Origin of the sequence: Streptomyces sp. NBC_00464, assembly GCF_036013915.1 — a bacterium.
Lineage (GTDB): Bacteria > Actinomycetota > Actinomycetes > Streptomycetales > Streptomycetaceae > Streptomyces.
Genome location: NZ_CP107899.1, coordinates 6,697,054 through 6,721,286, shown reverse-complemented (window position 1 = coordinate 6,721,286; position 24,233 = coordinate 6,697,054). Strand labels below are relative to the sequence as shown.

The 24,233-nt window shown below is 70.2% G+C and carries 22 protein-coding genes and 1 pseudogene; 3 read left to right on the top strand and 20 right to left on the bottom strand.

The features are described 5' to 3' along the window. Positions 1 to 990 carry an aspartate carbamoyltransferase catalytic subunit gene (locus OG912_RS30240; protein ID WP_326740520.1) on the bottom strand — a complete coding sequence of 330 codons (990 nt, stop codon included), beginning with the start codon at positions 988 to 990 and terminating at the stop codon, positions 1 to 3. An 86-nt stretch (positions 991 to 1,076) separates the two neighbouring features. Next, entirely contained in the window at positions 1,077 to 1,661 is a 585-nt protein-coding gene (gene pyrR, locus OG912_RS30235) for a bifunctional pyr operon transcriptional regulator/uracil phosphoribosyltransferase PyrR (RefSeq protein ID WP_266776531.1), read from the bottom strand. A 221-nt stretch (positions 1,662 to 1,882) separates the two neighbouring features. Between pyrR and bldD the strand changes: the two genes are divergently transcribed. Then, positions 1,883 to 2,383, top strand: a complete 501-nt coding sequence (bldD, locus tag OG912_RS30230) for a transcriptional regulator BldD (RefSeq protein ID WP_018103903.1) — start codon at positions 1,883 to 1,885, stop codon at positions 2,381 to 2,383. A 169-nt stretch (positions 2,384 to 2,552) separates the two neighbouring features. Here bldD and nusB read toward each other — a convergent pair whose 3' ends face one another. The 13 genes from nusB to OG912_RS30165 form a co-directional block, all read right to left on the bottom strand. After that, positions 2,553 to 2,984, bottom strand: a complete 432-nt coding sequence (gene nusB / locus OG912_RS30225; RefSeq protein WP_024490948.1) for a transcription antitermination factor NusB — start codon at positions 2,982 to 2,984, stop codon at positions 2,553 to 2,555. Positions 2,985 to 2,986: 2 nt separating this feature from the next. Beyond that, the gene (gene efp / locus OG912_RS30220) at positions 2,987 to 3,553 is read right to left on the bottom strand and encodes an elongation factor P (RefSeq protein WP_014157376.1); all 567 of its coding nucleotides are present in this window, start codon (positions 3,551 to 3,553) and stop codon (positions 2,987 to 2,989) included. 50 nt (positions 3,554 to 3,603) lie between these two features. Further along, a complete protein-coding gene (locus OG912_RS30215; RefSeq protein WP_327712069.1) occupies positions 3,604 to 4,710 on the bottom strand; it encodes an aminopeptidase P family protein in 1,107 nt (368 codons plus the stop codon). 89 nt (positions 4,711 to 4,799) lie between these two features. Beyond that, positions 4,800 to 5,690, bottom strand: a complete 891-nt coding sequence (locus OG912_RS30210) for a Pro-rich N-terminal domain-containing protein (protein WP_327712068.1) — start codon at positions 5,688 to 5,690, stop codon at positions 4,800 to 4,802. Positions 5,691 to 5,829: 139 nt separating this feature from the next. Then, positions 5,830 to 6,270 carry a type II 3-dehydroquinate dehydratase gene (aroQ, locus tag OG912_RS30205; protein WP_327712067.1) on the bottom strand — a complete coding sequence of 147 codons (441 nt, stop codon included), beginning with the start codon at positions 6,268 to 6,270 and terminating at the stop codon, positions 5,830 to 5,832. Further along, a complete protein-coding gene (gene aroB, locus OG912_RS30200; protein ID WP_327712065.1) occupies positions 6,267 to 7,898 on the bottom strand; it encodes a 3-dehydroquinate synthase in 1,632 nt (543 codons plus the stop codon). Before aroB ends, aroQ begins: the two co-directional genes overlap by 4 nt. Beyond that, complete coding sequence (gene aroC, locus OG912_RS30195; protein ID WP_327712064.1) at positions 7,895 to 9,079, bottom strand: chorismate synthase; 1,185 nt, start codon at positions 9,077 to 9,079, stop codon at positions 7,895 to 7,897. Before aroC ends, aroB begins: the two co-directional genes overlap by 4 nt. Before the next feature lie 146 nt (positions 9,080 to 9,225). Further along, positions 9,226 to 10,062: a shikimate dehydrogenase gene (locus tag OG912_RS30190; RefSeq protein ID WP_327712063.1), complete on the bottom strand. Its 837-nt coding sequence runs from the start codon at positions 10,060 to 10,062 to the stop codon at positions 9,226 to 9,228. Beyond that, complete coding sequence (gene mltG, locus OG912_RS30185; protein WP_327712062.1) at positions 10,049 to 11,782, bottom strand: endolytic transglycosylase MltG; 1,734 nt, start codon at positions 11,780 to 11,782, stop codon at positions 10,049 to 10,051. The genes OG912_RS30190 and mltG overlap by 14 nt, the downstream gene beginning before the upstream one ends. 95 nt (positions 11,783 to 11,877) lie before the next feature. Then, complete coding sequence (gene ruvX / locus OG912_RS30180; protein ID WP_326740521.1) at positions 11,878 to 12,342, bottom strand: Holliday junction resolvase RuvX; 465 nt, start codon at positions 12,340 to 12,342, stop codon at positions 11,878 to 11,880. A 14-nt stretch (positions 12,343 to 12,356) separates the two neighbouring features. Next, entirely contained in the window at positions 12,357 to 15,026 is a 2,670-nt protein-coding gene (gene alaS, locus OG912_RS30175; protein WP_327712061.1) for an alanine--tRNA ligase, read from the bottom strand. Beyond that, on the bottom strand, positions 15,026 to 15,376 hold the full coding sequence (locus tag OG912_RS30170; protein WP_326735106.1) for a DUF6167 family protein: 351 nt from the start codon (positions 15,374 to 15,376) through the stop codon (positions 15,026 to 15,028). Before OG912_RS30170 ends, alaS begins: the two co-directional genes overlap by 1 nt. A gap of 7 nt (positions 15,377 to 15,383) precedes the next feature. Further along, positions 15,384 to 15,824 (bottom strand): DUF948 domain-containing protein, encoded by a 441-nt coding sequence (locus OG912_RS30165; protein ID WP_327713585.1) that lies wholly within the window; start codon positions 15,822 to 15,824, stop codon positions 15,384 to 15,386. Between the two features lie 211 nt (positions 15,825 to 16,035). On the opposite strand from OG912_RS30165, the pseudogene OG912_RS30160 reads away from it, so the two are divergent. Further along, positions 16,036 to 18,250, top strand: a pseudogene (locus OG912_RS30160) (ATP-binding protein). Between the two features lie 18 nt (positions 18,251 to 18,268). Here OG912_RS30160 and rpsD read toward each other — a convergent pair. Next, on the bottom strand, positions 18,269 to 18,883 hold the full coding sequence (rpsD, locus tag OG912_RS30155) for a 30S ribosomal protein S4 (RefSeq protein WP_326735107.1): 615 nt from the start codon (positions 18,881 to 18,883) through the stop codon (positions 18,269 to 18,271). Between the two features lie 188 nt (positions 18,884 to 19,071). Between rpsD and OG912_RS30150 the strand changes: the two genes are divergently transcribed. Continuing rightward, positions 19,072 to 19,773 (top strand): DUF2470 domain-containing protein, encoded by a 702-nt coding sequence (locus tag OG912_RS30150; protein ID WP_327712060.1) that lies wholly within the window; start codon positions 19,072 to 19,074, stop codon positions 19,771 to 19,773. 9 nt (positions 19,774 to 19,782) lie between these two features. On the opposite strand, the gene OG912_RS30145 is transcribed toward OG912_RS30150, so the two are convergent. The 4 genes from OG912_RS30145 to OG912_RS30130 all read right to left on the bottom strand — a co-directional run bounded on the left by OG912_RS30145 (position 19,783) and on the right by OG912_RS30130 (position 24,197). Then, positions 19,783 to 21,168, bottom strand: coding sequence for a replication-associated recombination protein A (locus OG912_RS30145; protein ID WP_327712059.1), 1,386 nt, complete (start codon positions 21,166 to 21,168; stop codon positions 19,783 to 19,785). Between the two features lie 72 nt (positions 21,169 to 21,240). Then, positions 21,241 to 21,876, bottom strand: a complete 636-nt coding sequence (locus OG912_RS30140) for a vitamin K epoxide reductase family protein (protein WP_327712058.1) — start codon at positions 21,874 to 21,876, stop codon at positions 21,241 to 21,243. Positions 21,877 to 22,234: 358 nt separating this feature from the next. Next, the gene (gene hisS / locus OG912_RS30135; RefSeq protein ID WP_326735111.1) at positions 22,235 to 23,497 is read right to left on the bottom strand and encodes a histidine--tRNA ligase; all 1,263 of its coding nucleotides are present in this window, start codon (positions 23,495 to 23,497) and stop codon (positions 22,235 to 22,237) included. Between the two features lie 13 nt (positions 23,498 to 23,510). After that, the gene (locus OG912_RS30130) at positions 23,511 to 24,197 is read right to left on the bottom strand and encodes an MBL fold metallo-hydrolase (RefSeq protein ID WP_326735112.1); all 687 of its coding nucleotides are present in this window, start codon (positions 24,195 to 24,197) and stop codon (positions 23,511 to 23,513) included. Positions 24,198 to 24,233 lie beyond the last annotated feature (36 nt).

The following is a 24,233-nucleotide window of genomic DNA, read 5'->3' as shown; positions in this document are numbered from 1 at the left end:
TTACTTGTTCTCCTCGGTACGGGCGGGGGCAGCAGGTGCGGCGGCGGGCTCGGAACCGCCGAGCAGCAGGTAGAGCACGGCCATGCGGATCGAGACGCCGTTGGCTACCTGCTCGACGACGGTGCAGCGGTCGGAGTCGGCCACCTCGGCGGTGATCTCCATGCCGCGGACCATCGGGCCGGGGTGCATGACGATGGCGTGCTCGGGCATCTTCGCCATCCGCTCGCCGTCCAGGCCGTAGCGCCGGGAGTACTCGCGCTCGGTCGGGAAGTAGGCGGCGTTCATCCGCTCACGCTGCACACGAAGCATCATCACAGCGTCCGACTTCGGCAGCACCTCGTCGAGGCTGTAGCTGATGTCGCAGGGCCACTGCTCGACGCCGACGGGGACCAGGGTGGGCGGGGCCACCAGGGTGACGTGGGCGCCGAGGGTGGTCAGCAGGTGGACGTTGGAGCGGGCGACGCGACTGTGGAGGATGTCGCCGACGATCGTGATCCGGCGGCCGTCGAGGTCCTTGCCGAGTCCGGTGTCGGCCCCGACCAGCCTGCGGCGCATGGTGAAGGCGTCCAGGAGTGCCTGGGTGGGGTGCTCGTGCGTGCCGTCCCCTGCGTTGACGACCGCGCCGTCGATCCAGCCGGAGGTGGCCAGACGGTACGGGGCGCCGGAGGCGCCGTGCCGGATGACGACGGCGTCGGCGCCCATCGCCTCCAGGGTCAGGGCGGTGTCCTTGAGCGACTCACCCTTGGAGACCGAGGAGCCCTTGGCGGAGAAGTTGATGACGTCGGCGGACAGGCGCTTGGCGGCTGCCTCGAAGGAGATGCGGGTACGCGTCGAGTCCTCGAAGAAGAGATTGACGACGGTACGGCCGCGCAGGGTCGGAAGCTTCTTGATCGGCCGGTCCGCGACCCTGGCCATCTCCTCGGCGGTGTCGAGGATCAGGACGGCGTCGTCGCGGGTGAGGTCGGCGGCCGAGATGAGGTGGCGCTTCATCTGGGTGTTCTCCGGGTGGCTGGAGGGTTCAGGCATGCGGGCGTGCGGAAGCCGCCGTACGGCAGTGGGCCGTACGGAAATGGCAGCTACTGCTCGACCGCCGGGGCGGCCTGCTCGACCCCGAGCAGCACGGCGTCACGGCCGTCCTCCTCGGCGAGCTGGACCTTGACCGTCTCCCGCAGCGACGTGGGGAGGTTCTTGCCGACGTAGTCGGCACGGATCGGGAGTTCGCGGTGTCCGCGGTCGACGAGGACCGCGAGCTGTACCGCGCGGGGCCGGCCGATGTCGCCGAGCGCGTCGAGAGCGGCGCGGATCGTGCGGCCGGAGAAGAGTACGTCGTCGACGAGGACGACCAGGCGGCCCTCGATGCCCTCGCCGGGGATCTCGGTGCGGGCCAGGGCGCGCGCGGGGCGCATCCGCAGGTCGTCCCGGTACATGGTGATGTCGAGCGATCCGACCGGCATTTTCCGGCCGGTGATCTCTTCGAGCTTGTCGGCGAGCCGGCGGGCGAGGAAGACGCCCCGGGTCGGGATGCCGAGGAGCACCACGTCGTCGGCACCCTTGGCGCGTTCGACGATCTCGTGGGCGATGCGGGTCAGTACTCGGGCGATGTCGGGAGCCTCGAGAACGGGGCGTGCCGCATTGCCGGTGGCGTCGTGCTGTGCGTCCATAAGAAACGGACCTCCTTCTCCGCCTCACTGGACGGATCTTAAAGGACGTCGAAATTACGTCATTCACGTTACCAGGGCCTGAGCAGGGCCTTGCCCCCACCCCCGGGAGGTACCGGTCCGGACCATTCAGCTTGACGCACCCAAGTAACGCTGCGTAACCTCACAGTGAGTTACCAGCCACGCGGCGGAGCCGCACAATGTTCCAGCGTCCGGGGAGCCATATGTCCAGCGAATACGCAAAACAGCTCGGGGCCAAGCTCCGCGCCATCCGCACCCAGCAGGGCCTCTCCCTCCACGGCGTGGAGGAGAAGTCGCAGGGCCGCTGGAAGGCCGTCGTGGTCGGCTCGTACGAGCGCGGCGACCGCGCCGTCACCGTCCAGCGCCTTGCCGAGCTGGCGGACTTCTACGGTGTTCCGGTGCAGGAGCTCCTGCCCGGCACGACCCCCGGCGGGGCTGCCGAGCCGCCGCCGAAGCTCGTTCTCCAGCTTGAGCGCCTCGCCCACGTCCCGCCGGAGAAGGCCGGACCCCTGCAGCGCTACGCGGCGACGATCCAGAGCCAGCGCGGCGACTACAACGGCAAGGTGCTCTCGATCCGCCAGGACGACCTGCGCACGCTGGCCGTGATCTACGACCAGTCGCCGTCCGTGCTCACGGAGCAGCTGATCAGCTGGGGCGTCCTCGACGCGGACGCGCGCCGCGCGGTCGCTCACGACGAGGGCTGACCACCCCAGAAGAAACGTACCGCCGGGTCGGCGGGGCCCTTCCCGGGCGCCCCGCCGGACCCGGCGTTTCCGTTTTCCGGGCAGTCCGCACGAGGTCGGCTCCCGGACAAGCCGAAGGGCCCACGGTCTCGCGACCGTGGGCCCTTCGTCGGCAGAACGCCGCCGGGGGCTACTGCTCCCGGCGAAGGTTCGGCTTGAGGTCCTTGAAACGGGCCAGCAGGCCGTTCACGAAGGACGGGGAGTCATCGGTGGAGAACTCCTTGGCGATCTGGACCGCCTCGTCGATCACCACCGCGTCGGGTGTCGCGTCCACCCAGATCAGCTCGTACGCACCGAGCCGCAGGATGTTCCGGTCGACGACCGGCATGCGGTCGATCTCCCAGTCCACGGCGTAGGTGACGATGAGGTCGTCGATGCGGTCCGCGTACTGCGCGTACCCCTCGACGAGCTCCATCGTGTACTCGGTGACCGGCGGCTGACGGGTGTCGGACCGCGAGTGCCGGACCCAGTCCGCGAGGACCGTCTGCACGGACTCACCGCGCTGGTCGGCCTCGAAGAGGATCTGGAAGGCTCGCTTGCGGGCCGTATTCCGGGCAGCCACGGTTAGCTGTTCACCCGGCCGAGGTAATCGCCCGAGCGGGTGTCGACCTTGATCTTCTCACCGGTGGTGATGAAGAGCGGGACGCCGATCTCGTAGCCGGTCTCCAGCGTGGCGGGCTTGGTGCCACCGGTGGACCGGTCGCCCTGGACGCCCGGGTCCGTGTGCTGGATGGTCAGCTCGACGGCGGCCGGCAGCTCGACGTAGAGCACCTCGCCCTCGTGCTGGGCGACGGAGGCGGTGAAGCCCTCGATCAGGAAGTTGGCGGCGTCGCCGACGGACTTGCGGTCGACCATCAGCTGGTCGTACGTGTCCATGTCCATGAAGACGAAGTACTCGCCGTCCATGTACGAGAACTGCATGTCACGCCGGTCAATGGTGGCCGTCTCGACCTTCACGCCGGCGTTGAACGTCTTGTCGACGACCTTGCCGGAGAGCACGTTCTTGAGCTTGGTGCGCACGAAGGCCGGGCCCTTGCCGGGCTTGACGTGCTGGAACTCGACGACGGACCAGAGCTGGCCTCCGTCGAGCTTGAGCACCAGGCCGTTCTTGAGGTCGTTCGTGGAAGCCACGGTTGCGGAATCTCCTGGACTGAAGCTGGTGGAACGGCCAAGGATGCGCGCTAGAGCGCGAGCAGCTCCTTGGTCGTAATGGTGAGTAGCTCGGGTCCGCCGTCCGCCTCGGGGCGCACGACGAGCGTGTCATCGATCCGGACTCCGCCCCGGCCCGGGAGGTGGACCCCCGGTTCGACGGTGACCGGCACACAAGCGTCCAGTTTACCCATGGCAGCGGGTGCCAGCTGCGGGTCCTCGTCGATTTCGAGCCCCACCCCGTGCCCGGTCCAGGGTGCGAGGCCCTCACCGTGCCCCGCGGAGTCCAGTACATGGCGGGCCGCACGGTCCACGTCACGGTAGGCGGCGCCGGGCACGAGAGCCTCGCGTCCGGCCCGCTGAGCGGCGAAAACCAGGTCGTAGAGCTCGATCTGCCAGTCGGCAGGAGCCGTGCCGATGACGAAGGTGCGGCCGATCTCGCACCGGTATCCGCGGTAGTTGGCGCCGAGGCAGACGGAGAGAAAATCTCCTTCCTCCACCCGTCGGTCCGAGGGCCGGTGGCGGCCCCGGCCGGAGTTGGGGCCGGTGGCGACGGAGGTCGCGAAGGCGGGGCCGTCGGCCCCGTGGTCGACCAGTCTGCGTTCCAGTTCGAGCGCGAGATGCCGCTCCGTGCGGCCGACCAGGATCGATTCGAGGAGTTCACCCAGCGCCTGGTCGGTGATCTCGGCGGCGATCCGCAGACAGCCGATCTCCTCCTCGTCCTTCACGATGCGCAGCTGCTCGACGGTCGCGCCGAGATCGGCCAGCCTGAGCTTCGGGGCGACCGAGGCCATGGCCCGGTGCCTGGCGACCGTCAGATCGTGTTCCTCCACGGCCAGGGACTCCGCCCCGCCTGCGGTGGCCAGATCCGCGGCGGCCACGACGGGATCACCGCCGGTCACCGGCAGCAGGTCCACCCGGAGCTGTTCGTCGGTGCGCCCGTCGGCCGGATCACCGGTCGGAGGGCGCGGGCAGAGCAGGACGTCCTCGTCGGGGCCGAGCAGCAGCACGGCACCCGGGGGCGCTCCGCCCGCCAGGTAGCGGACATTGGCGGGGCGGGAGACCAGGGCGGCCGCGGATCCGACGGCGGCGCACCGGTCGCGGAGCAGCCCGCGGCGGACGGCGTACACCTCTGACATGCATCGAGCGTACGAGCGTGGGCGCGGGCCCGCGCGGTCAGCGCACCCGACCGGGGGTACGCCCTGCCCTCGGCGGACGGGCCGCCGGCTCACCAGGCCGGGGGGCTCGCGAGGGAGCGGGCGAGTATGTCGTCCAGGACGCGGGCTGTGGTCTCCACGTCGTACGTGGAGTTGTCGATGATCGGCAGCCCGGAGCCGTACCAGCCGGCCATCCGCCCGTGGATCCGGGCGACCTCCTCGTCGGAGAGACGGCGGTTGCCGCTCCGGGCGGCGTTGCGCTCCAGGACGATCTCCAGGCCCGGCAGCAGGACGACGGGGAGCAGTCCGGGGCCGACGTGGCGTTTCCAGCCGCCGAGGCCGACGACGGGCCGGTCCGGGAAGACCGCGTCGTCGAGGATGCAGGAGATGCCGTTGGCCAGGAAATTGCGGGCCGCGAAGCCGCAGGTGCGGCGGGCCAGGCGGTACTGGGCCTCCGACTGGTCGTTCCACCCCGCCTGCGGGTCGGCGAAGCCGGAGCAGACCCACTCGCGGACGTCGTCGAGGCTGACGTGGGCGGTGGGGACCCTGCGGCGGGCGGCCCAGAGCTTGGCCACGGTGGTCTTCCCTGCGCCTGCCGGGCCGATCAGGAGCACGGCGAGGGTCGCGGTGCCGGTGCCGGGCCCGGCGGGCGCCGCGGGCAGCGGTACGGGCCCGCCGGGCGGCAGCTGGATGTGCCCGGTGGTCTCCCTGGAGACCGGGGCGGGGGCCTGGTGCGGCGCGGGTCCGGTCCAGCCCGGCCCCTGCGGGGCCGGCGGCACCGGGGGCGGCGGCACCGGGGGCGGCGGGCCCGGGTGACCGGCCCGGGGCTGGGCGGGCGGGCCGGCCGGGGGCTGAGCGGGCGGGCCCGGGTGACCGGGGTGCTGGGCCTGGTGCGACCAGCCGACGGGTCCGTTTCCGGGTCCCTGGGGCGGCGGCAGCGGGGCCCCCACTGCGTGCTGCATCCGGTGGCACTCCGTCTCGTACAGGCAACTGGCGCTGGTGGAACGGCAACCGTACCTTCCCCGGCCGCTACGGAGGGAACGGCCGGGGAGGGTCCACAGTGCCCCGTCGGCCAAGTCGGCCTTCCGGTGCGGGCGTACGTCAGTCCGACAGTTCGTCCGCGAGCGCGCGCAGGGCGAGCCGGTAGGAGCCGATGCCGAATCCGGCTACGGTCCCGGTGGCGACCGGTGCGACCACGGAGTGATGACGGAATTCCTCCCGTGCGTACGGGTTCGAGATGTGCACCTCGATCAGCGGAGCGGTGCGCTGGGCGGCCGCGTCGCGCATCCCGTACGAATAGTGCGTGAAGGCACCGGGGTTGAGAACGACCGGAATTGAACCGTCCGCGGCTTCGTGGAGCCAGCGGATCAGCTCCCCCTCGTCGTTGGTCTCCCGGACGTCGACGTCGAAGCCCAGCTCCTTGCCGAGGGTGCGGCAGGTGTCGACGAGCCCGGCGTACGACGTGGCGCCGTAGACGTCGGGCTCACGGGAGCCGAGCCGGCCGAGGTTGGGTCCGTTGAGGACGAACACCCGGCGGGTCACGCCGACACCTCTCCGTAGGCGGCGAGCAGCACGGCCGGGTCGGGGCCCTCCAGGACGGTGGGCTTGCCGAGGCCGTCCAGGACGATGAAGCGCAGCAGGTTGCCGCGCGACTTCTTGTCGACCTTCATGTTCTCCAGCAGCTTGGGCCACTGGTCGCCACGGTAGGTGAGCGGCAGTCCGACGGACTCCAGGACGGCGCGGTGCCGGTCGGCGGTGGCGTCGTCCAGGCGTCCGGCGAGGCGGCCCAGTTCGGCGGCGAAGACCATGCCGACCGAGACGGCGGCGCCGTGGCGCCACTTGTAGCGCTCGTTCTTCTCGATCGCGTGGGCCAGTGTGTGTCCGTAGTTGAGGATCTCGCGGAGCCCGGATTCCTTGAGGTCGCTGGAGACGACCTCGGCCTTGACCCGGATGGCCCGCTCGATCAGCTCGGAGGTGTGCGGTCCGGCCGGTGTGCGCGCGCCCTGCGGGTCCGCCTCGACGAGGTCGAGGATCACCGGGTCGGCGATGAAGCCGGCCTTGATGATCTCGGCCATGCCGGAGACGTAGTCGTTGACCGGCAGCGAGTCCAGCGCGGCCAGGTCGCAGAGCACCCCGGCCGGGGGGTGGAAGGCGCCGACGAGGTTCTTGCCCTCGGCGGTGTTGATGCCGGTCTTGCCGCCGACGGCCGCGTCGACCATGCCGAGCACGGTCGTGGGTACGGCGATCCAGCGCACTCCGCGCAGCCAGGAGGCGGCGACGAAGCCGGCGACGTCCGTGGTGGCGCCGCCGCCGATGCCGACGATGACATCGGTGCGGGTGAAGCCGGTCTGACCGAGCGCCTTCCAGCAGTAGGCGGCGACCTCGACGGTCTTGGCCTCCTCGGCGTTGGGCAGCTGGATCGCGATGGCCTCGTAGCCATGGTCCGCGAGATCCTGACGGACCGTCTCACCCGTCTCGGCGAGCGCCTCGGGGTGCAGGACCGCGACGCGCTGGGCGCGGTCGCCGATGAGCGTGGGCAGCTCGCCGAGGAGTTGCCGGCCGATCAGTACCTCGTACGGGTCGGTGCCCGCACTGCCGGCGATCTGGATACGGGTGGGTGGCTGGTCGGTCATCGTTCGCTTCTCCCGGCCGGACGGCGCGTCCGGCAGTTCCAGTGCGTCGAGGACCGCCTGGGCGACCTCTTCCGGTGTGCGCTCGTCGGTCGCGACGACTGCGCGGGCCACCTCCGTGTAGAGGTGGCGGCGGGCCTCCATGAGCTCACGCCACTGCCGGCGCGGGTTCACGGCGAGCAGCGGGCGCGCGGTGTTCAGCCCGACCCGCTTCACCGCCTCGTCGACGTCCATCGAGAGGTAGACGACGGCGTGATCCGCGAGCAGAGCGCGCGTCGCCTCGTCGAGGACGGCGCCGCCGCCGAGCGAGAGGACTCCCCCGTGCTCGGCGACCGCGGCCCGGACGGCCGCCCGCTCCAGTGCGCGGAAGTGGTCCTCGCCCTCGTCGTAGAAGATCTCCGAGATGGGCTTGCCCGCCGTGGCGACGACATCGGCGTCGGTGTCGCGGTAGCCGGTGCCCAGCCGGTCGGCGAGCAGCTCGCCGACCGTGGACTTGCCGACGCCCATCGGCCCGACCAGGACGATCAGCGGACCGCTCATCGGATCTGGAGGTTGTCGAGGTACGACTGGACGTTGCGGTGGGTCTCGGCGACGCTGTCGCCGCCGAACTTCTCCGCGACCGCGTCGGCGAGGACCAGCGCGACCATCGCCTCGGCGACGATGCCGGCGGCGGGAACGGCGCAGACATCGGAGCGCTGATGGTGTGCCTTGGCCGGTTCACCGGTCACCACGTCGACCGTGGCCAGTGCGCGCGGCACGGTCGCGATCGGCTTCATCGCTGCGCGGACGCGCAGCAGCTCACCGGTGGTCAGGCCGCCTTCGGTGCCACCGGCGCGGCCGGAAGCGCGCCTGATGCCGTCGTCGGTCACGAGGATCTCGTCGTGCGCCTGCGATCCGGGGACCCGGGCGAGGTCGAAGCCGTCGCCGACCTCGACGCCCTTGATGGCCTGGATACCCATGAGCGCGGCGGCGAGGCGGGCGTCGAGGCGTCGGTCCCAGTGCACGTGCGAACCGAGGCCGACCGGCACTCCGTACGCCAGCACCTCGACCACACCGCCGAGCGTGTCGCCGTCCTTGTGGGCCTGGTCGATCTCGGCGACCATCTGCTTGCTCGCGGTGGCGTCGAGGCAGCGCACCGGGTCGGCGTCGAGCTTCTCGACGTCGGCCGGGACCGGGTAGACCCCGTACGGCGCCTTGGCCGCCGCCAGTTCCACGACGTGGCTGACGATCTCGATGCCGGCGGTCTCCTTGAGGTAGGACCGGGCGACGGCGCCGAGGGCGACGCGCGCCGCGGTCTCCCGGGCGCTGGCGCGCTCCAGGATCGGCCGGGCCTCGTCGAAGCCGTACTTCTGCATACCGGCGAGGTCGGCGTGGCCTGGCCGGGGGCGGGTCAGCGGGGCGTTACGGGCCTGGGCGGCCAGTACGTCGGGGTCGACCGGGTCGGCCGACATGACCTGCTCCCACTTGGGCCACTCGGTGTTGCCCACCATCACGGCGACGGGCGAACCCATGGTCAGGCCGTGCCGGACCCCGCCGAGGAAGGTGACCTCGTCCTTCTCGAACTTCATCCGGGCGCCGCGCCCGTAACCGAGCCGTCGCCTGGCGAGCGCGTCCGCCACCATCTCCGTGGTGACGGGGATACCGGCGGGAAGACCCTCCAGCGTCGCCACCAGTGCGGGGCCGTGCGACTCTCCGGCGGTCAGCCAGCGCAACCTGCTCAACGGTGCTCCTCATGCTCGCGCCTGTAACTGCAACGGCGCGACCGGGTGCGCGGCCCTGGCCCGCCGCCCTCGATCCTCCCACGACCGGGGCCCTCGGCCCGCCGCCGGTCCAGCAGACGGACGGAGCGGGCGGGCCGGATGTGCGGTCAGCGGGCGGCCAGCGCCTGTTCGCCGGCCTGCCGCATGGCGGCCAGCGGCGCGGGTGAGCGGCCCGTCATCTGCTCGACCTGGAGGACGGCCTGGTGCACCAGGAGGTCAAGACCTCCGATGATTGCGCCGTTGCGGGCCGCCCAGGAGGATGCGAGTCCGGTGGGCCAGGGCTCGTACAGCACATCGAAGAGCGTGCCGGGATGCTCCGGGACGGCGTCCATCAGCCCGTCCGTGGCACCGGCCGGCGTGGTCGCGATGACCAGCGGGGCGCGCAGGGCCTGTTCGGCCTCGGCCCAGTCGGCGATCCGCACATCGACCCCGAGCCGCTCGCCCCAGCCGCGCATCTCGTCACCGCGCTCGCGGCTGCGGACGTAGGCCGTGACCGGCCCCGTACAGATCTGCGCAAGCGCGGCGACCGCGGACGAGGCGGTGGCTCCGGCGCCGAGGACCGCGGCGGACTCGGTCTTCTCGACGCCGCGCTCGCGCAGGGCGGCGATCATGCCGGGGATATCGGTGTTGTCACCGGCCCGCCCGCCGTCCTCGGTGAAGACGACCGTGTTCACGGCCTCCACGGAGGCCGCGGTCTCGCTGACCGAGTCCAGCAGCGGGATGATCGCCCGCTTCAGCGGCATGGTGAGGGAGAGCCCCGCCCAGGAGGAATCCAGGCCCCGGACAAAGCCGGGGAGCGCCGCCTCGTCCACGTCGAACCGGTCGTACGACCAGTCGTCGAGGCCGAGTTCGGCGTACGCGGCCCGGTGCAGGACCGGGGAGAGCGAATGGGCGATGGGCGAGCCGAGGACGGCTGCACGATGGCGCGCGTCAGCCGATGTCATGGAGTTCATTGAATTTCGCCGTGAGTTTCGCATGCTCCGCAGCCGTCTTGGTGAACTCGGTCTTCTTGCCGTCGAGCGAGATGAAGAACATCCACCCGCCGGCAGTGGGACTGAGCGTGGCACGCAGAGCTTCGTCGCCGGGATTACTGATGGGGCCGGGCGGAAGGCCGGGATGGTAATAGGTGTTGTAGGGATCCGGGTTGCTCCGGATCTTATCGAGGTTGATCTTGATATTGCTCTGCTTGGTGAGGTAATTGAATGCCGAGTCGAATTCGAGCAACCGATTCGTGGCCGTGTTGTCCGGCTTCAGGCGGTTGTAGACGACCTCGGCCATCTTACGGAAGTCGTCATGCGTGAGGCCCTCCGCCTGGACCAGACTGGCCACGGTGAGAACCTGCCACGGGCCATCCAGCTTGTACTTCTTGGCGGTTGCTTCGAGGTCGAGGTCTTCGTACTCCTCATTGGACCGCGAGACCATCTTCTTGAGAATCGCCTCCGGCTCGGTCGCCTTGGTGACCGGATATGCGGCCGGGTAGAGGAATCCTTCCAGCGGGTCCTTGATGTCCTTGCTCTTGCCCGCCCAGCCGGGCAGTCCCAGTTCGGACTTCTTGGACTTGGCGATGCCCGCGGTCGTGCCTTTTTTGAGGTCCAGCTTGCTGTCGACCATCGCGTAGACGGCGGCATTGCGCGTTCCCTCAGGAATCACCAGAAGGTTCTGGCTCTTCGGGTCGACCATCATCTTCACGGCCTCGGCCGCCGACATCTCCTCGTGGAGGAGATAGACCCCGGCCTGGATCGACTTCCCCTTGGGGTTCTCGTTCTGCGCGGAGACGAACGCGTCGACGCTCTTGACCACACCCAGCTTCTTCAGGATGTTGCCGATGTCGTACCCGTACGAACCCTTCGGGATCTCCACCTCGACCGAACCCGAGCCGCTGCCCGAATAGTCGGGGGCCGAACCGAACTTGTCCTTGTAGAACGAGTAACCGAAGTAGCCCACTCCGCCGAGGCCGCCGGCCAGGACGAGGGAGACCACCAGGCAGGCGCAGCCGCTGCGGCCCTTCTTCTTCTTGCCCTTGCCGCGCCGCTCGCCCCCGCCGTCACCGCGGCGGGACTCGCGGGGGTCGTCGTCGTAGTCGTCATCCTTGGCGTCGCCGCCGTCGTCCGCGCCGGTGAAGAAGGGGTGCGTCTCCTCCGGCTGGACCTCGGGGTCCCAGTCCGGGTTCTGCGCCGGAGCCGGTGCGGGTTCGGCCTCGCGGCGGCCCGGGGGCTGCGGCGGCGGGTAGGCCTCAGGGGTGCCGTAGTAGTCGTTCGTCTCGCCGTAGCCGTACGGATCGGCGGGCTGGCCCTCGTACGGCATCCCGGCGGGCTGCTGACCGGTGTCCCAGCCGCCGTTGTAGGGAGGCTGCTGGGCGTACGGGTCCTGCTGGGCGCCGTAGGGGGGCTGCTGCTGGTACTGCGGCTGCTGGGCGTACGGATCCTGCTGTTGCTGCGCGTAGGGGTCCTGCTGTTGCTGCGCGTAGGGGTCCTGCTGTTGCTGCGCGTACGGGTCCTGCGGCTGCTGCTGGGCGTACGGGTCCTGCGGGTAGGGCTGCTGCTGGCTGCCGTACTGGTTCTGGCCGGGAGCAGGCTGCTGCCCGCCTCCCCATCCCTGGTCCCCGTAAAGGGGATCCTCGGGATGCCACGGTTCGGAGCCGGGGCCCCGGCCATACTCAGTCATCGATCCCCTTGAGCCGCGAGACGACGTTCCGTCTCTTTGCTGTGCGGTGTTTGTTCGAACACCGCCGCATCGCGCGGAACGTTACCGTATCGCGATCAGACAACCACTTCGACGCCCTCGCCGGGTGGCTTGCCCGAAGCCCGTTCGGACTCCAGAGCGTTCTGGAGGATCACCACAGCGGCAGCCTGGTCGATGACGGATCGGCCTTTTTTGGACTTCACGCCCGATGCGCGCAGCCCCTGACTGGCCGTCACTGTGGTCATCCTCTCGTCCACCAATCGCACCGGAATGGGTGCAACCGCGCGGGCGAGCACATCGGTGAAGGCGCGGACCTTGGCCGCGGCCGGTCCCTCACCGCCGCCCAGGGACCTGGGCAGACCGACGATGACCTCGATCGGCTCGTACTCCTGGACGATCTGCCCGAGCCGCCGGTGGGCGGCCGGGACATCGCGTCCCGGCACGGTCTCCACCGGCGTGGCCAGGATCCCGTCGGGGTCGCACGAGGCGACCCCGATCCGGGCGTCCCCGACGTCGATCGCCAGGCGGCGACCGCGGCGCATCGTCATGTCCGGCGTCACGCCGTCTCGGTGACGAGGCGTTCGACAGCGGCGACGGCCTCACCGATGGCGTCCGGGTCGGTGCCGCCGCCCTGGGCGACGTCCGGCTTGCCGCCGCCCCCGCCACCGAGCGTCTTGGCGGCGGTACGGACCAGGTCACCGGCCTTGAGGCCGCGCTCACGGGCGGCCTCGTTGGTGGCGATGACGGTCAGCGGGCGGCCGTTGGCCGTGGTGAACAGGGCCACGACGGCCGGCCGGCCGCCCTGGATGCGCCCGCGGACGTCGAGGACGAGCTTGCGCAGGTCGTCGGCGGAGGTGCCGTCCGGCACCTGGCCGGTGACCAGGGCGACGCCCCGTACGTCCTTGGCGGAGTCGACCAGGCCTGCGGCGGCCGCCAGGACCTTCTCCGCGCGGAACTTCTCGATCTCCTTCTCGGCGTCCTTCAGCTTGCCGAGCATGGCGGCGATCTTCTCCGGGAGCTCCTCGGAGCGGCCCTTGACCAGCTCCTGGAGCTGGGCGACGACCGTGTGCTCCTTGGCGAGGAAGTTGTACGCGTCGACGCCGACGAGGGCCTCGATGCGGCGCACTCCGGAGCCGATGGACGACTCGCCGAGCAGCTTCACCAGGCCGAGCTGGGCGGTGTTGCCGACGTGCGTGCCGCCGCACAGCTCCTTGGAGAAGTCGCCGATGGTGACTACGCGGACCCGCTCGCCGTACTTCTCGCCGAACTCGGCGATGGCGCCCTGCTTCTTGGCCTCGTCGATCGACATGACCTCGGCCTGTACGTCGAGCTCCCGCGAGAGGACCTCGTTGATCTTCTGCTCGACGTCGACGAGGACCGTGCCGGGCACGGCGGCGGGCGAACCGAAGTCGAAGCGGAAGCGGCCCGGGGAGTTCTCCGAACCGGCCTGGGCGGCCGTCGGGCCGAGCGCGTCACGCAGCGCCTGGTGCGTGAGGTGGGTGGCGCTGTGGGCGCGGGCGATCGCGCGGCGGCGGGTGTTGTCGATGGTGGCGAGGGCCGAGGCGCCGACCGTCACCTCGCCGACCTGGACCGAGCCCTTGTGGACGGAGACACCGGGGACCGGCTGCTGGACGTCGCGCACCTGGATGACGGCACCGTTGTGGAGCCGGATGCGGCCCTGGTCGGCGAGCTGGCCGCCGCCCTCTGCGTAGAACGGGGTGCGGTCCAGGACGACCTCGACCTCGTCGCCCTCGGAGGCCGCGGGCGAGGAGACGCCGTCCACGAGGAGACCGACGACGGTCGACTCGCCCTCGGTGGAGGTGTACCCGGTGAACTCGGTGACGCCGGAGTGGTCGGCGACCTCGCGGTAGGCGGACAGGTCGGCGTGACCGGTCTTCTTGGCCCTGGCGTCGGCCTTGGCCTTGTCCCGCTGCTCCTGCATGAGGCGGCGGAAGCCGTCCTCGTCCACGGAGAGGCCCTGTTCGGCGGCCATCTCCAGGGTGAGGTCGATCGGGAAGCCCCAGGTGTCGTGGAGCAGGAACGCCTTGTCACCGGCGAGGACCCGGCCGCCGGCGGCCCTGGTCTCGGTGACGGCGGTCTCCAGGATGTTGGTGCCGCCCTTGAGGGCCTTGAGGAAGGCGGCCTCCTCGGCGAGCGCGACGGTCTCGATGCGCTTGCGGTCGGTGATCAGCTCGGGGTACTGCAGCCCCATCGTGTTGATCACGACGTCGACCAGTTCGCTGACGACGGATCCGGTGGCGCCCATCAGGCGCATGTTGCGGATCGCCCGGCGCATGATGCGGCGCAGCACGTAACCGCGGCCCTCGTTGCCGGGGGTGACGCCGTCGCCGATGAGCATGACGGAGGTACGGATGTGGTCGGCCACCACGCGCAGCGAGACGTCCGTGCCGGCTGCGGCGCCGTAGCGGACCCCGGTGAGTCCGGTGGCCTTGTCCATGACGACGCGCAGGGTGTCGGTCTCGTACATGTTCTGCACGCCCTGCAGGATCATCGCGAGGCGTTCGAGGCCGAGGCCGGTGTCGATGTTCTTGGACGGCAGGTCGCCGAGGATCGGGAAGTCGTCCTTGCCGTCGCCGGCGCCGCGCTCGTACTGCATGAAGACCAGGTTCCAGATCTCCACGTACCGCTCGTCGTTGACGGCCGGGCCGCCCTCGACGCCGAACTCGGGGCCGCGGTCGTAGTTGATCTCGGAACACGGGCCGCAGGGGCCGGGGACGCCCATGGACCAGAAGTTGTCCTTCTTGCCCAGGCGCTGGATGCGCTCGGCCGGGACACCGATCTTGTCGCGCCAGATCTGCTCGGCCTCGTCGTCGTCGAGGTAGACCGTGATCCACAGACGCTCGGGGTCGAGAGCGAAGCCGCCGTCCGCCACGGAGCTGGTGAGCAGCTCCCAGGCGTACTCGATGGCGCCTTCCTTGAAGTAGTCGCCGAAGGAGAAGTTCCCGCACATCTGGAAGAAGGTGCCGTGCCGGGTGGTCTTGCCGACCTCTTCGATGTCCGGCGTACGGACGCACTTCTGCACACTGGTGACGCGCGGGGCGGGCGGCTTGACCTCGCCGAGGAAGTACGGCTTGAAGGGCACCATGCCCGCCGGGACGAGCAGCAGAGTCGGGTCGTCCGCGATGAGCGACGCCGAAGGGACAACGGTGTGACCGCGCTCCTCGTAGAAGCTCAGCCAGCGGCGGCGAATTTCAGCCGACTCCATCAGTGGTCCTCATTCCGGTTGTACGAGTTGTAGGTGCGTGACGTGGGGGGAAGCGTGCGGTGCGCCTCGGGCTCGGCCGCCTCGACGGCGAAGTGGCGCTGCACGGGGAGATCGGGGTCGACGGGTGCTTCGAGCCCGAGCGCCTCGCCCAGTTCGGCCTCGCGCCTGGCCATGCCCTCGCGGACGTCCAGGGCGAAGTCCTTGAGCTTGTGACCGGCCACGAGCGCCTTGTCGGCGGCCTGCGCCGCGAGGCTCTCGGGGGTCAGCTGCTTGATCTTCCGGTTGACCTTGGCGGTGGCCCAGACGCCGGCGGCTGCGCCGGCGGTGAACCAGAACGTACGGCGGAACATCGCTGCGTCAGTCCTTCGATCCGCGGGAGTTTCTGCCGTTGCGCTTTTTGCCACGCGCGGACGGCACGGTCCGGCCGACAATCACCGAGCGCCGGGAGCGCGCTTCCGGTTCGGGACCGGTCTTGCGGCCGATGGCCTGCCGGACCCCGTAACCGAACGCCGCGACCTTGACCAGCGGGCCGCCGAAGGTGGAGGCGACGGTGGAGGAGAGCGCCGAGGCGTTGGAGGTGACTTCCTGGACGTCCGTCGCGATCGCGTCGACCTTGTCGAGCTGGGTCTGTGCGGAACGTACGGTCGCGGAGGCGTCGGCGAGCAGCGGCACGGCCTGTTCGGTCACGTCCGCCACGAGTTTCGTGGTCGCCCTGAGCGTCTGGGCGAGCCTCACCAGCACGACGGCGAGGAACGAAACCAGGATCGCCCAGAAGACGGCCACCAGGATCCCGGCCACCTCACCACCGGACACAGTGCACCGCTCTCTGGCTTGTCGTCTGTCTGTCTTGTTTCCTGCTCTTCGGCGACGGCCGTCGCGGCGGCCGATCACCGTTCCCGAGCCTATCGCGCCGGGGCTCACGCCTTGTACCGCATTGCGGGCCGGCCCCGTGGGAGTTCCCGCAACGAGATTGTACGGAGCGCTTTCGGGCCAGTACTCTGCGTGTTTCATGCGACGCCCTCAGCGCCCCTTTCCGTCCCCCGACGATTCAAGCCCTCCCGCCACCTCCCCCGAGGCTCCCGCCCCCCGTCACCCGGGCAATCTCCCCGCGGAACTGAACAGATTCGTGGGGCGCGACAGCGAGTTGGCCGAGGTCGTCGGGCTGCTGGAGGAGTCCCGGCTCGTCACCGTCGTCGGGGTGGGCGGTGTCGGCAAGACCCGGCTGGTCACCAGGGTGGCGGCGCTCCTGGAGAAACGGTACTGCGACGGGGTCTGGCTGGTGGAGCTGTCCGCGGTCCACGATCCCGCGCTGCTGGAACACGCTCTGGTCGACGCGCTGGGCCTCACCGATCACACGAGCAGGCCGCCCCGCACGACACTCCTCGAACACTGTGCCGAGCGCCGGCTCCTCCTGGTGATCGACGGTTTCGAGCATCTGGTGGACACCTGTGCCGAGTTGGTACGGGATCTGCTGCGCCGGGCTCCGCGGCTGCGGGTACTGACGGCCGGCCGGCTGCCGCTGGACCTCGACGGCGAGACCGGCTACCCGCTCGCGACCATGCGCGACGAGGACGCCTTGCTGCTGTTCGCCGAGCGGGCCGCCTCGGTGCAGCCCGAGTTCCGGCTGACCGAGCACACGCGGGGCACCGCCCTGGAGCTGTGCCGCCGCCTTGACGGCATTCCGCTCGCGCTGGAGCTGGCCGCCGGCCGGCTTCGCGCCCTGTCGGCGGAGCAGGTGCTGCAGCGGCTGGACGACCGGTTCCGGCTGCTGACCGGGAGCAGCCGCAGCGCCCTCGCCCGGCACCAGACGCTCCGTACGGCCATCGGCTGGAGTCATGAGCTCTGCGCCCCGGAACAGCGGCTGCTGTGGGCGCGGCTCTCCGTCTTCGCCGGGCAGTTCGACCTGGAGGCGGCCGAGTACATCTGCAGCGGCCCCGATCTGCCGGCCGACTCGGTGCTGGACGTGCTGTCCGGGCTGCTCGCGCAGTCCGTCGTCCTGCGGGAGGAATCGGCCGTCGGCGCCCGCTACCGGATGCTGGACACGGTGCGGGAGTACGGCGCCGAGTGGCTGGCGGCCACGGGTGACACCGACCGGCTGCGCCGCCGCCACCGGGACTGGTTCCTGGGGCTCGCGACCTGGTGCGAGCTCGACTGGTTCAGCCCGCGGCAGGCCGAGGTCGCCGCCCGGGTGGAGAGCGAGCTGCCGAATCTGCGGCGGGCCATGGAGTGTTCGCTGGAGAGCCCGGAGGAGGCGCATCTCGCGCAGTACCTGGCGGGCACGCTCTGGTTCCTGTGGGTCGGCTGCGGACGCCTCTCGGAGGGCCGGCACTGGCTGGAACACGTACGGGAGGAGGCGACGCCGTACGACACCTCGCGGCTGAAGGCGCTGTGGGTGCTCGGGTACGTCGCGGTGCTCCAGGGCGATCCGGTGGGCGCGATCTCGGCACTGTCCGAGTGCCGGGAGGAGGCGGATCTGGCGGGTGACGCCGTGGCATCGGCGTACGCGCTGCACCGCACAGGCTGCCTGGCCCTGGTCACGGACGACATGGGGCGCGCACACGAACTGCTGCAGGAGGCGCTGGGCCGCTACCGGGAGCTCGGCGAGCTGAACAGCAATGTGCTGATGGCCCAGGTCGAACTGGCCATGGCGACCGGATTCCAGGGGGATCTGGACGGCGCGGTCGCGATCTGCGAAGAGGTGCGGGAGATCTGCGAGGACCACGGGGAGCGGTGGGCGCTCAGCTATGCCCTGTACGTCCTGGGGTTCGCCTCACTGCAACGGGGCCGCCCCGGCCGGGCGCGGGAGTTGCTCGGGGAGTCGCTGGCCATCAGCCACACCTTCCACGACCGGCTGGGCACCGTGCTCGCCCTGGAGCTGCTGGCGCTCGTCACGGTGGTCGAGGGCGACGCCGCCGAGGCGGCGCTGCTGCAAGGAGCCGCCGACCGGATCTGGCCCTCGGTCGGGTTGCCGCTGTTCGGTTCGGCGTACTACGGCAGGCCCCGGGTCCGGTGCGCTGAGCTGGCCCGTCATGAGCTGGGTGAGACGGTGTACGCGGCGGAGCTGCGCACCGGCGGCAAGCTGGGCACGGACGCGGTGGTGGCCAGGGCGCTGTCGGGCCGGCCCGACGAACGCCCCGACGGACAGGAGCCGCCACCCCCGGCCGGGAAGACGCGAAAGCCCGCCGCCTCCCCGATCGGGGAGGGGCGGGCCTGAGCGCCGGTGAAGAGCGGCTACGCCTGAATCAGCGGGCGTAGTACTCGACGACGAGCTGCTCGTCGCAGATCACGGGGATTTCCTTGCGGTTCGGGTCCCGGTCAAGGCGGAAGGCCAGGGCCTTCAGGTTCACCTGCAGGTAGCGCGGGGTCTCACCGTCGGTGTCGTAACCACCCTCGCGGGCAACCTGGAAGGGGTACTTCTCGCGGCTGCGCTCGCGGACCATGATGATGTCGTCCGGGCGGACACGGAACGACGGCTTGTCGACCTTGCCACCGTTGACCTCGATGTGGCCGTGAACGACCATCTGGCGGGCCTGGTAGATCGTCTTGGCGATACCGGAACGCAGCACCAGAGCGTCGAGGCGGCGCTCGAGCTCGACGACCAGCGCCTCACCCGTCTTGCCTTCGGCCTTCTTGGCGCGGTCGTAGGCACGCGCCATCTGGCGCTCGCTGATGTCGTACTGGGCGCGCAGACGCTGCTTCTCGAGCAGACGGACCTTGTAGTCCGAGTTCTGCTTGCGGCCGCGGCCGTGCTCGCCCGGCGGGTAGGGGCGGGCCTCGAAGTACTTGACAGCCTTCGGCGTCAGCGCAATGCCGAGCGCGCGGCTCTTCTTGACCTTGGGACGCGACTGATTAGGCACGTTCTCCAGACCTCCGTTGTAGGTTAGGTTAGGCTCACCTTACTCAAGGAGATCGCATGTCTCGCCCTGGGAACACCACACACGTCACGGACAGCACAGACAGCGGCAGCACACATAGAAGTGCTGCTACGACGGAAGGCCGATCTGATCGTGGTCAGCCGCGTCCCAGCGGGCTTGAAAACACACGGATGCCGTCAGCAGCCGAGCGCACACGAACTCTCGTACAGAGTACCTGCTCCGCGGTGCTGCTCATCCCCGGGCTGGAGACAGCGGGCTCGGACCAGCTGATGCCGCTGTCCCGGACCGTGGGTCCGGACGGCGACCTCTTCCTTGAATTCCCCGCTGATTCCCCGGCCGTACGGGCCGCGACCCACGCCCAGGACGACGAGCTGACGGCCGTGCTGGAGATCACGGACGTCGCCCCGGTCGCCGTACCGCACCGCATCCGGGGCCGGGCCCGCGTCTGCGGCTGGCTCACCTCCGTACCCGGAATCGCCGGTCCCGGCCGGATGCTGCTGCGGCTGGAGACGGGTGAGGCCCACGTCGAGGATCTCTGGGGCGCGGAGCCGGTCGAGCCGGAGGAGCTGCGGGACGCGGCCGCCGACCCCCTCGCCGCCCACGAGGCGGAGCTGCTCCAGCATCTGCACGCGGCGCACGGGGACCGGCTGGGGACGCTGTGCGAACTGCTCGGCGAGCGGGCGGCCCGGACCGGCGCCGTGAACCCGCCGTCCGTCGTACCGGTCGCGCTGGACCGGCACGGGCTGCGGGTCCGCTTCTTCGAACGGAACGGGCCCTGCTTCGACGCGCGCTTCGAGTTCCCCGAGCCGGTACGCGACGTGGTGGAGCTGCGCCACGCCATGCGCACCCTCTTCGATGCCGCAGCGCACTGAGACCGGCTCCTACGAACCGTCCGGCGCGCTCGCGCCGCCTTCGGTGTCCGTACGGCCCAGACGCTCACGGACCCGGTCCGCGACATCCGCGTACCGCGCCTCGGCCCCGTAGCGGGTGGGCCGGTAGTAGCGCTTGTCGCGGACGGCATCCGGGGCGTACTGCTGGGCGGCGATGCCGCCGGGGACATCGTGCGGGTAGACGTAGCCCTGGGCGTGGCCCAGCTTGGCGGCGCCCTTGTAGTGGCCGTCGCGCAGATGGGCCGGGACCGCACCGGCCAGGCCCTTGCGTACGTCCTCCTGGGCCGCGAAGATCGCCAGCGTCGCCGCGTTGGACTTCGGGGCGAGCGCCAGCGCGATCGTGGCATGGCTGAGGGTGAGCGCCGCCTCCGGGAAACCGATCAGCGCCACGGCCTGGGCCGCCGCGACCGCCGTGGGCAGTGCCGTGGGGTCGGCGAGACCGATGTCCTCGCTGGCCGAGATCATCAGCCGCCGGGCGATGAACCGGGGGTCCTCCCCCGCCTCGATCATCCGGGCCAGGTAATGCAGGGCCGCGTCGACGTCGGAGCCGCGGATCGACTTGATCAGCGCACTCGCCACGTCGTAGTGCTGGTCGCCGTCCCGGTCGTACTTCACCGCCGCCCGGTCGACGGTCTCCTCCAGGGTGAGGAGGGTGATCTCCTCCTCCTGCTTGGACATCGCCGCGCCGGCCGCCGCCTCCAGCGCCGTCAGCGCCCGGCGCGCGTCGCCCCCGGCGATGCGCAGCAGATGCTCCTCCGCGTCCTCGGGCAGCGTCACCGCGCCACCGAGTCCGCGCTCGTCGGTCAGGGCCCGGTGCAGCAGGGCGCGCAAATCGTCGTCGGTCAGCGACTCCAGCGTGAGCAGCAGCGAACGCGAGAGGAGCGGCGAGATGATCGAGAAGTAGGGATTCTCGGTGGTCGCGGCGATCAGCGTGACCCAGCGGTTCTCCACGGCCGGGAGCAGGGAGTCCTGCTGGGCCTTGGAGAAACGGTGGATCTCGTCCAGGAAGAGGACGGTCTCCTTGCCGTAGCCGCCGGTGGCGCGACGGGCGCCCTCGATCACGGCCCGTACTTCCTTGACACCCGCGGTGATCGCGGAGAGCTCGACGAATCGTTTGTTCGTGGCCTTGCTGACCACATACGCCAGAGTCGTCTTCCCGATGCCGGGCGGACCCCAGAGAATCACCGAGGACGGGCCGGCCGGTCCCCCGCTCCCCTCGCCGACGAGGCGGCGCAGTGGCGAGCCCGGCTTGAGCAGATGCTGCTGGCCCACGACCTCGTCGAGGGTACGAGGACGCATCCGGACAGCGAGGGGGCTGCTGGACGGGTCCTTCTCCTGGCGGTCTTCGGCAGCTGCGGTAAAGAGGTCGGGCTCCACGTTTTGAAGCCTATGTCACCGCACTGACATCCCCGCCGGGCCGGTGGGGCCCGGCAGCGGCGGGCGGACCTGTCAGCTGGTCCAGAAGTCCCACCAGCGGGTCAGGATCAGCATGCCGATGATCCCGATCCACAGCACCGGGGGCACCCAGTGGAACTCCGTGAGCCCGTTGCGCAGCCAGCTCGGCGCCGGAATGATCCGGTGCTTGATGTTGTGCGTGGTGACGTAGCAGAACATGAGGATCGTGGCGACCCAGGCCAGGCAGCACCACAGGCACAGCGAGTTGATGTTGTACAGCGACTGGTACTGGAGCCAGGTGCAGAAGCCGACGCCGAACAGCGTGCCCGCGTTCATCCCCAGCCAGTACCAGCTGCGGAAGCGCGCGCCCGCCAGCAGGGCCAGACCGATCCCGATGATCACGGGGTAGGTGGCCATACCGAGCATCGGGTTCGGGAAGCCGAAGGCCGACGCCTGGTCGCTCTTCATGATGTTGCCGCAGGCCACCACCGGGTTGAGACTGCAGCCCGGAACGAAGTTGGGGTCCTCCATCAGCTTGAGCTTGTCGATGGTGATGACCCACGCGGCGAGGAGTCCGGCAGCGCCCGTGATCATCAGCAGCAGCGCCAGCGCGCGACTGCCGCCGATGGTCCTCTTCCCGCCGTCCTCCTCCTGGTCGGAGGAGGGGTGGTCAACCGCTGCAGTCGTCATATCGCCGTTCCGTCAGTGAGTGGCCTGCTGGGGCACGGTCATTGTGCCGTACGGCCGCACCGGTCTTCCGTTCGATGAACATAAAGATGCGCGCGCTGACGTGGGCGCGGACCGCGCGGAAAGAGGGGGCGTCGGGCCGTCGCCGCCGTGACGAGGGCGTCTGCGCACGTCCTTTGACGACATCCGCCCCGCCCGCGGGTTGTCACTGCCGTCCGGGGATGGAAATCGCCCGGCAGGATGATGGAGAGACCGCCACGTTGACGGCAGCGGAACGGGGTACCCGCGGCCCCCTGTTGAAGGGGGCCCTCTTTACGCACCGGTCGCGGGCGGGCCGTACGGCCCGCCCGCGACGGATGGTTCAGGCGAGGCGCGCGCGGACCGTCTCGGTCACCTCGGCGAGGGGCACGGCCGTCTGCTCACCGGACTCCATGTCCTTGAGCTGGACGATCCCCTCGGCCAGGTCGCGCTCGCCGGCCACGATCGTGAAGCGCGCGCCCGAGCGGTTGGCGCTCTTCATCGCGCCCTTCAGCCCGCGGCCCCCGAACGCGAAGTCCGCGGCCACGCCCTCGCGGCGCAGCTGCGTGACGACACCGAACAGCACCCGACGCGCCTCCTCGCCGAGCGGCACGGCGAAGACGCTGGTGGTGGAGGGCAGTTCGAGCTCGATGCCCTCCGCCTCCAGCGCGAGCACGGTGCGGTCCACGCCGAGCGCCCAGCCGACCGACGGGAGCGCCGGTCCGCCGATCATCTCGGACAGGCCGTCGTACCGGCCGCCGCCGCCGACCGCCGACTGGGAGCCCAGACCGTCGTGGACGAACTCGAAGGTGGTGCGGGTGTAGTAGTCGAGGCCGCGGACGAGCTTCTCGTCGTCCTCGTACACGACACCTGCCGCGTTGAGCAGGTCCCGGACCTCCTCGTGGTACGCCTTGCAGGCGTCGCACAGGTAGTCGCGCAGTACCGGGGCGCCGGTCAGCTGCTTCTGGACCTCGGGGCGCTTGTCGTCGAGGACCCGGAGCGGGTTGATCTCGATGCGCCGGCGGGTCTCCTCGTCGAGGTCGAGCTCACGCAGGAAGCCCTGGAGCGCGTCCCGGTAGACGGGCCGGCACTCCTTGTCGCCCAGCGAGTTCAGCAGGATGCGGAACTCCCGCAGGCCCAGGGAGCGGTACGCCTGGTCGGCCAGGATGATCAGCTCGGCATCCAGGACCGGGTCCTCGGCGCCGATCGCCTCGGCGCCGACCTGCGAGAAGTGGCGGTAACGGCCCTTCTGCGGGCGCTCGTAGCGGTAGTACGAGCCGGAGTACCAGAGCTTGACCGGCAGGTTGCCGAGCTTGTGGAGGTTGGCCTCCAGCGCGGCGCGCAGCACGGACGCGGTGCCCTCGGGGCGCAGGGCGAGCTCGGAGCCGCCCTTGGTGGTGAGGGTGTACATCTCCTTGGACACGATGTCGGTGGACTCACCGACGCCGCGCGAGAAGAGGGCCACGTCCTCGAAGCCCGGGGTCTCGATGTAGCCGTAGCCGGAGTTCTTCAGCGGTGCGGAGATCGCCTCGCGCACGGCGAGATACTTCGCGGAGTCGGGCGGGGTCAGGTCGTACGTGCCCTTGGGGGCCTTGAAGGTGCTCACGATGTCGCTCTCGTCACATTCCTCGTCGGGGCGCGTCCATACCGCTCAGATACGGATTGGTGGCGCGCTCGCGGCCGATGGTCGTCTGGGGGCCGTGGCCGGACAGCACCACGGTCGAGTCGTCGAGCGGCAGGCACACGCGGGCCAGCGACTCGAGGAGCTCGGCGTGGTCGCCGCCGGGCAGGTCGGTGCGTCCGACGGAGCCGGCGAAGAGCAGGTCGCCCGAGAAGAGAACCTGCGGAATCTCCGCGGCCTCGGGCATCCTGAACGTCACCGACCCCTTCGTATGGCCGGGCGCATGCGAGACGCCGAACTCCATACCGGCCAGCAGCAGCTGCGCGCCGTCGCTCAGCTCCTTGACGTCGTCCGGCTCCCCCACGGTCAGCTCACCCATGAGCGGCATCCCGATGGAGCGGCCGAGGGCCTTCTCCGGGTCACTCATCATGTAGCGGTCCTCGGGGTGGATCCAGGCGGGGACGTCGTGCGCCCCGCACACCGGGACGACCGAGGCGACGTGGTCGATGTGGCCGTGGGTGAGCACGACGGCGACGGGCTTCAGCCGATGCTTCTTCAGCGCTTCCTCGACCCCGGAGGCGGCCTGGTGGCCCGGGTCGATGATCACGCACTCCTCACCCGCGGCGGGGGCGACCAGGTAACAGTTGGTCCCCCAGGCCCCGGCGGGGAACCCGGCAATGAGCACGATCGTCCTTAATGGTCGTCCGACGAGGGAGGTCGG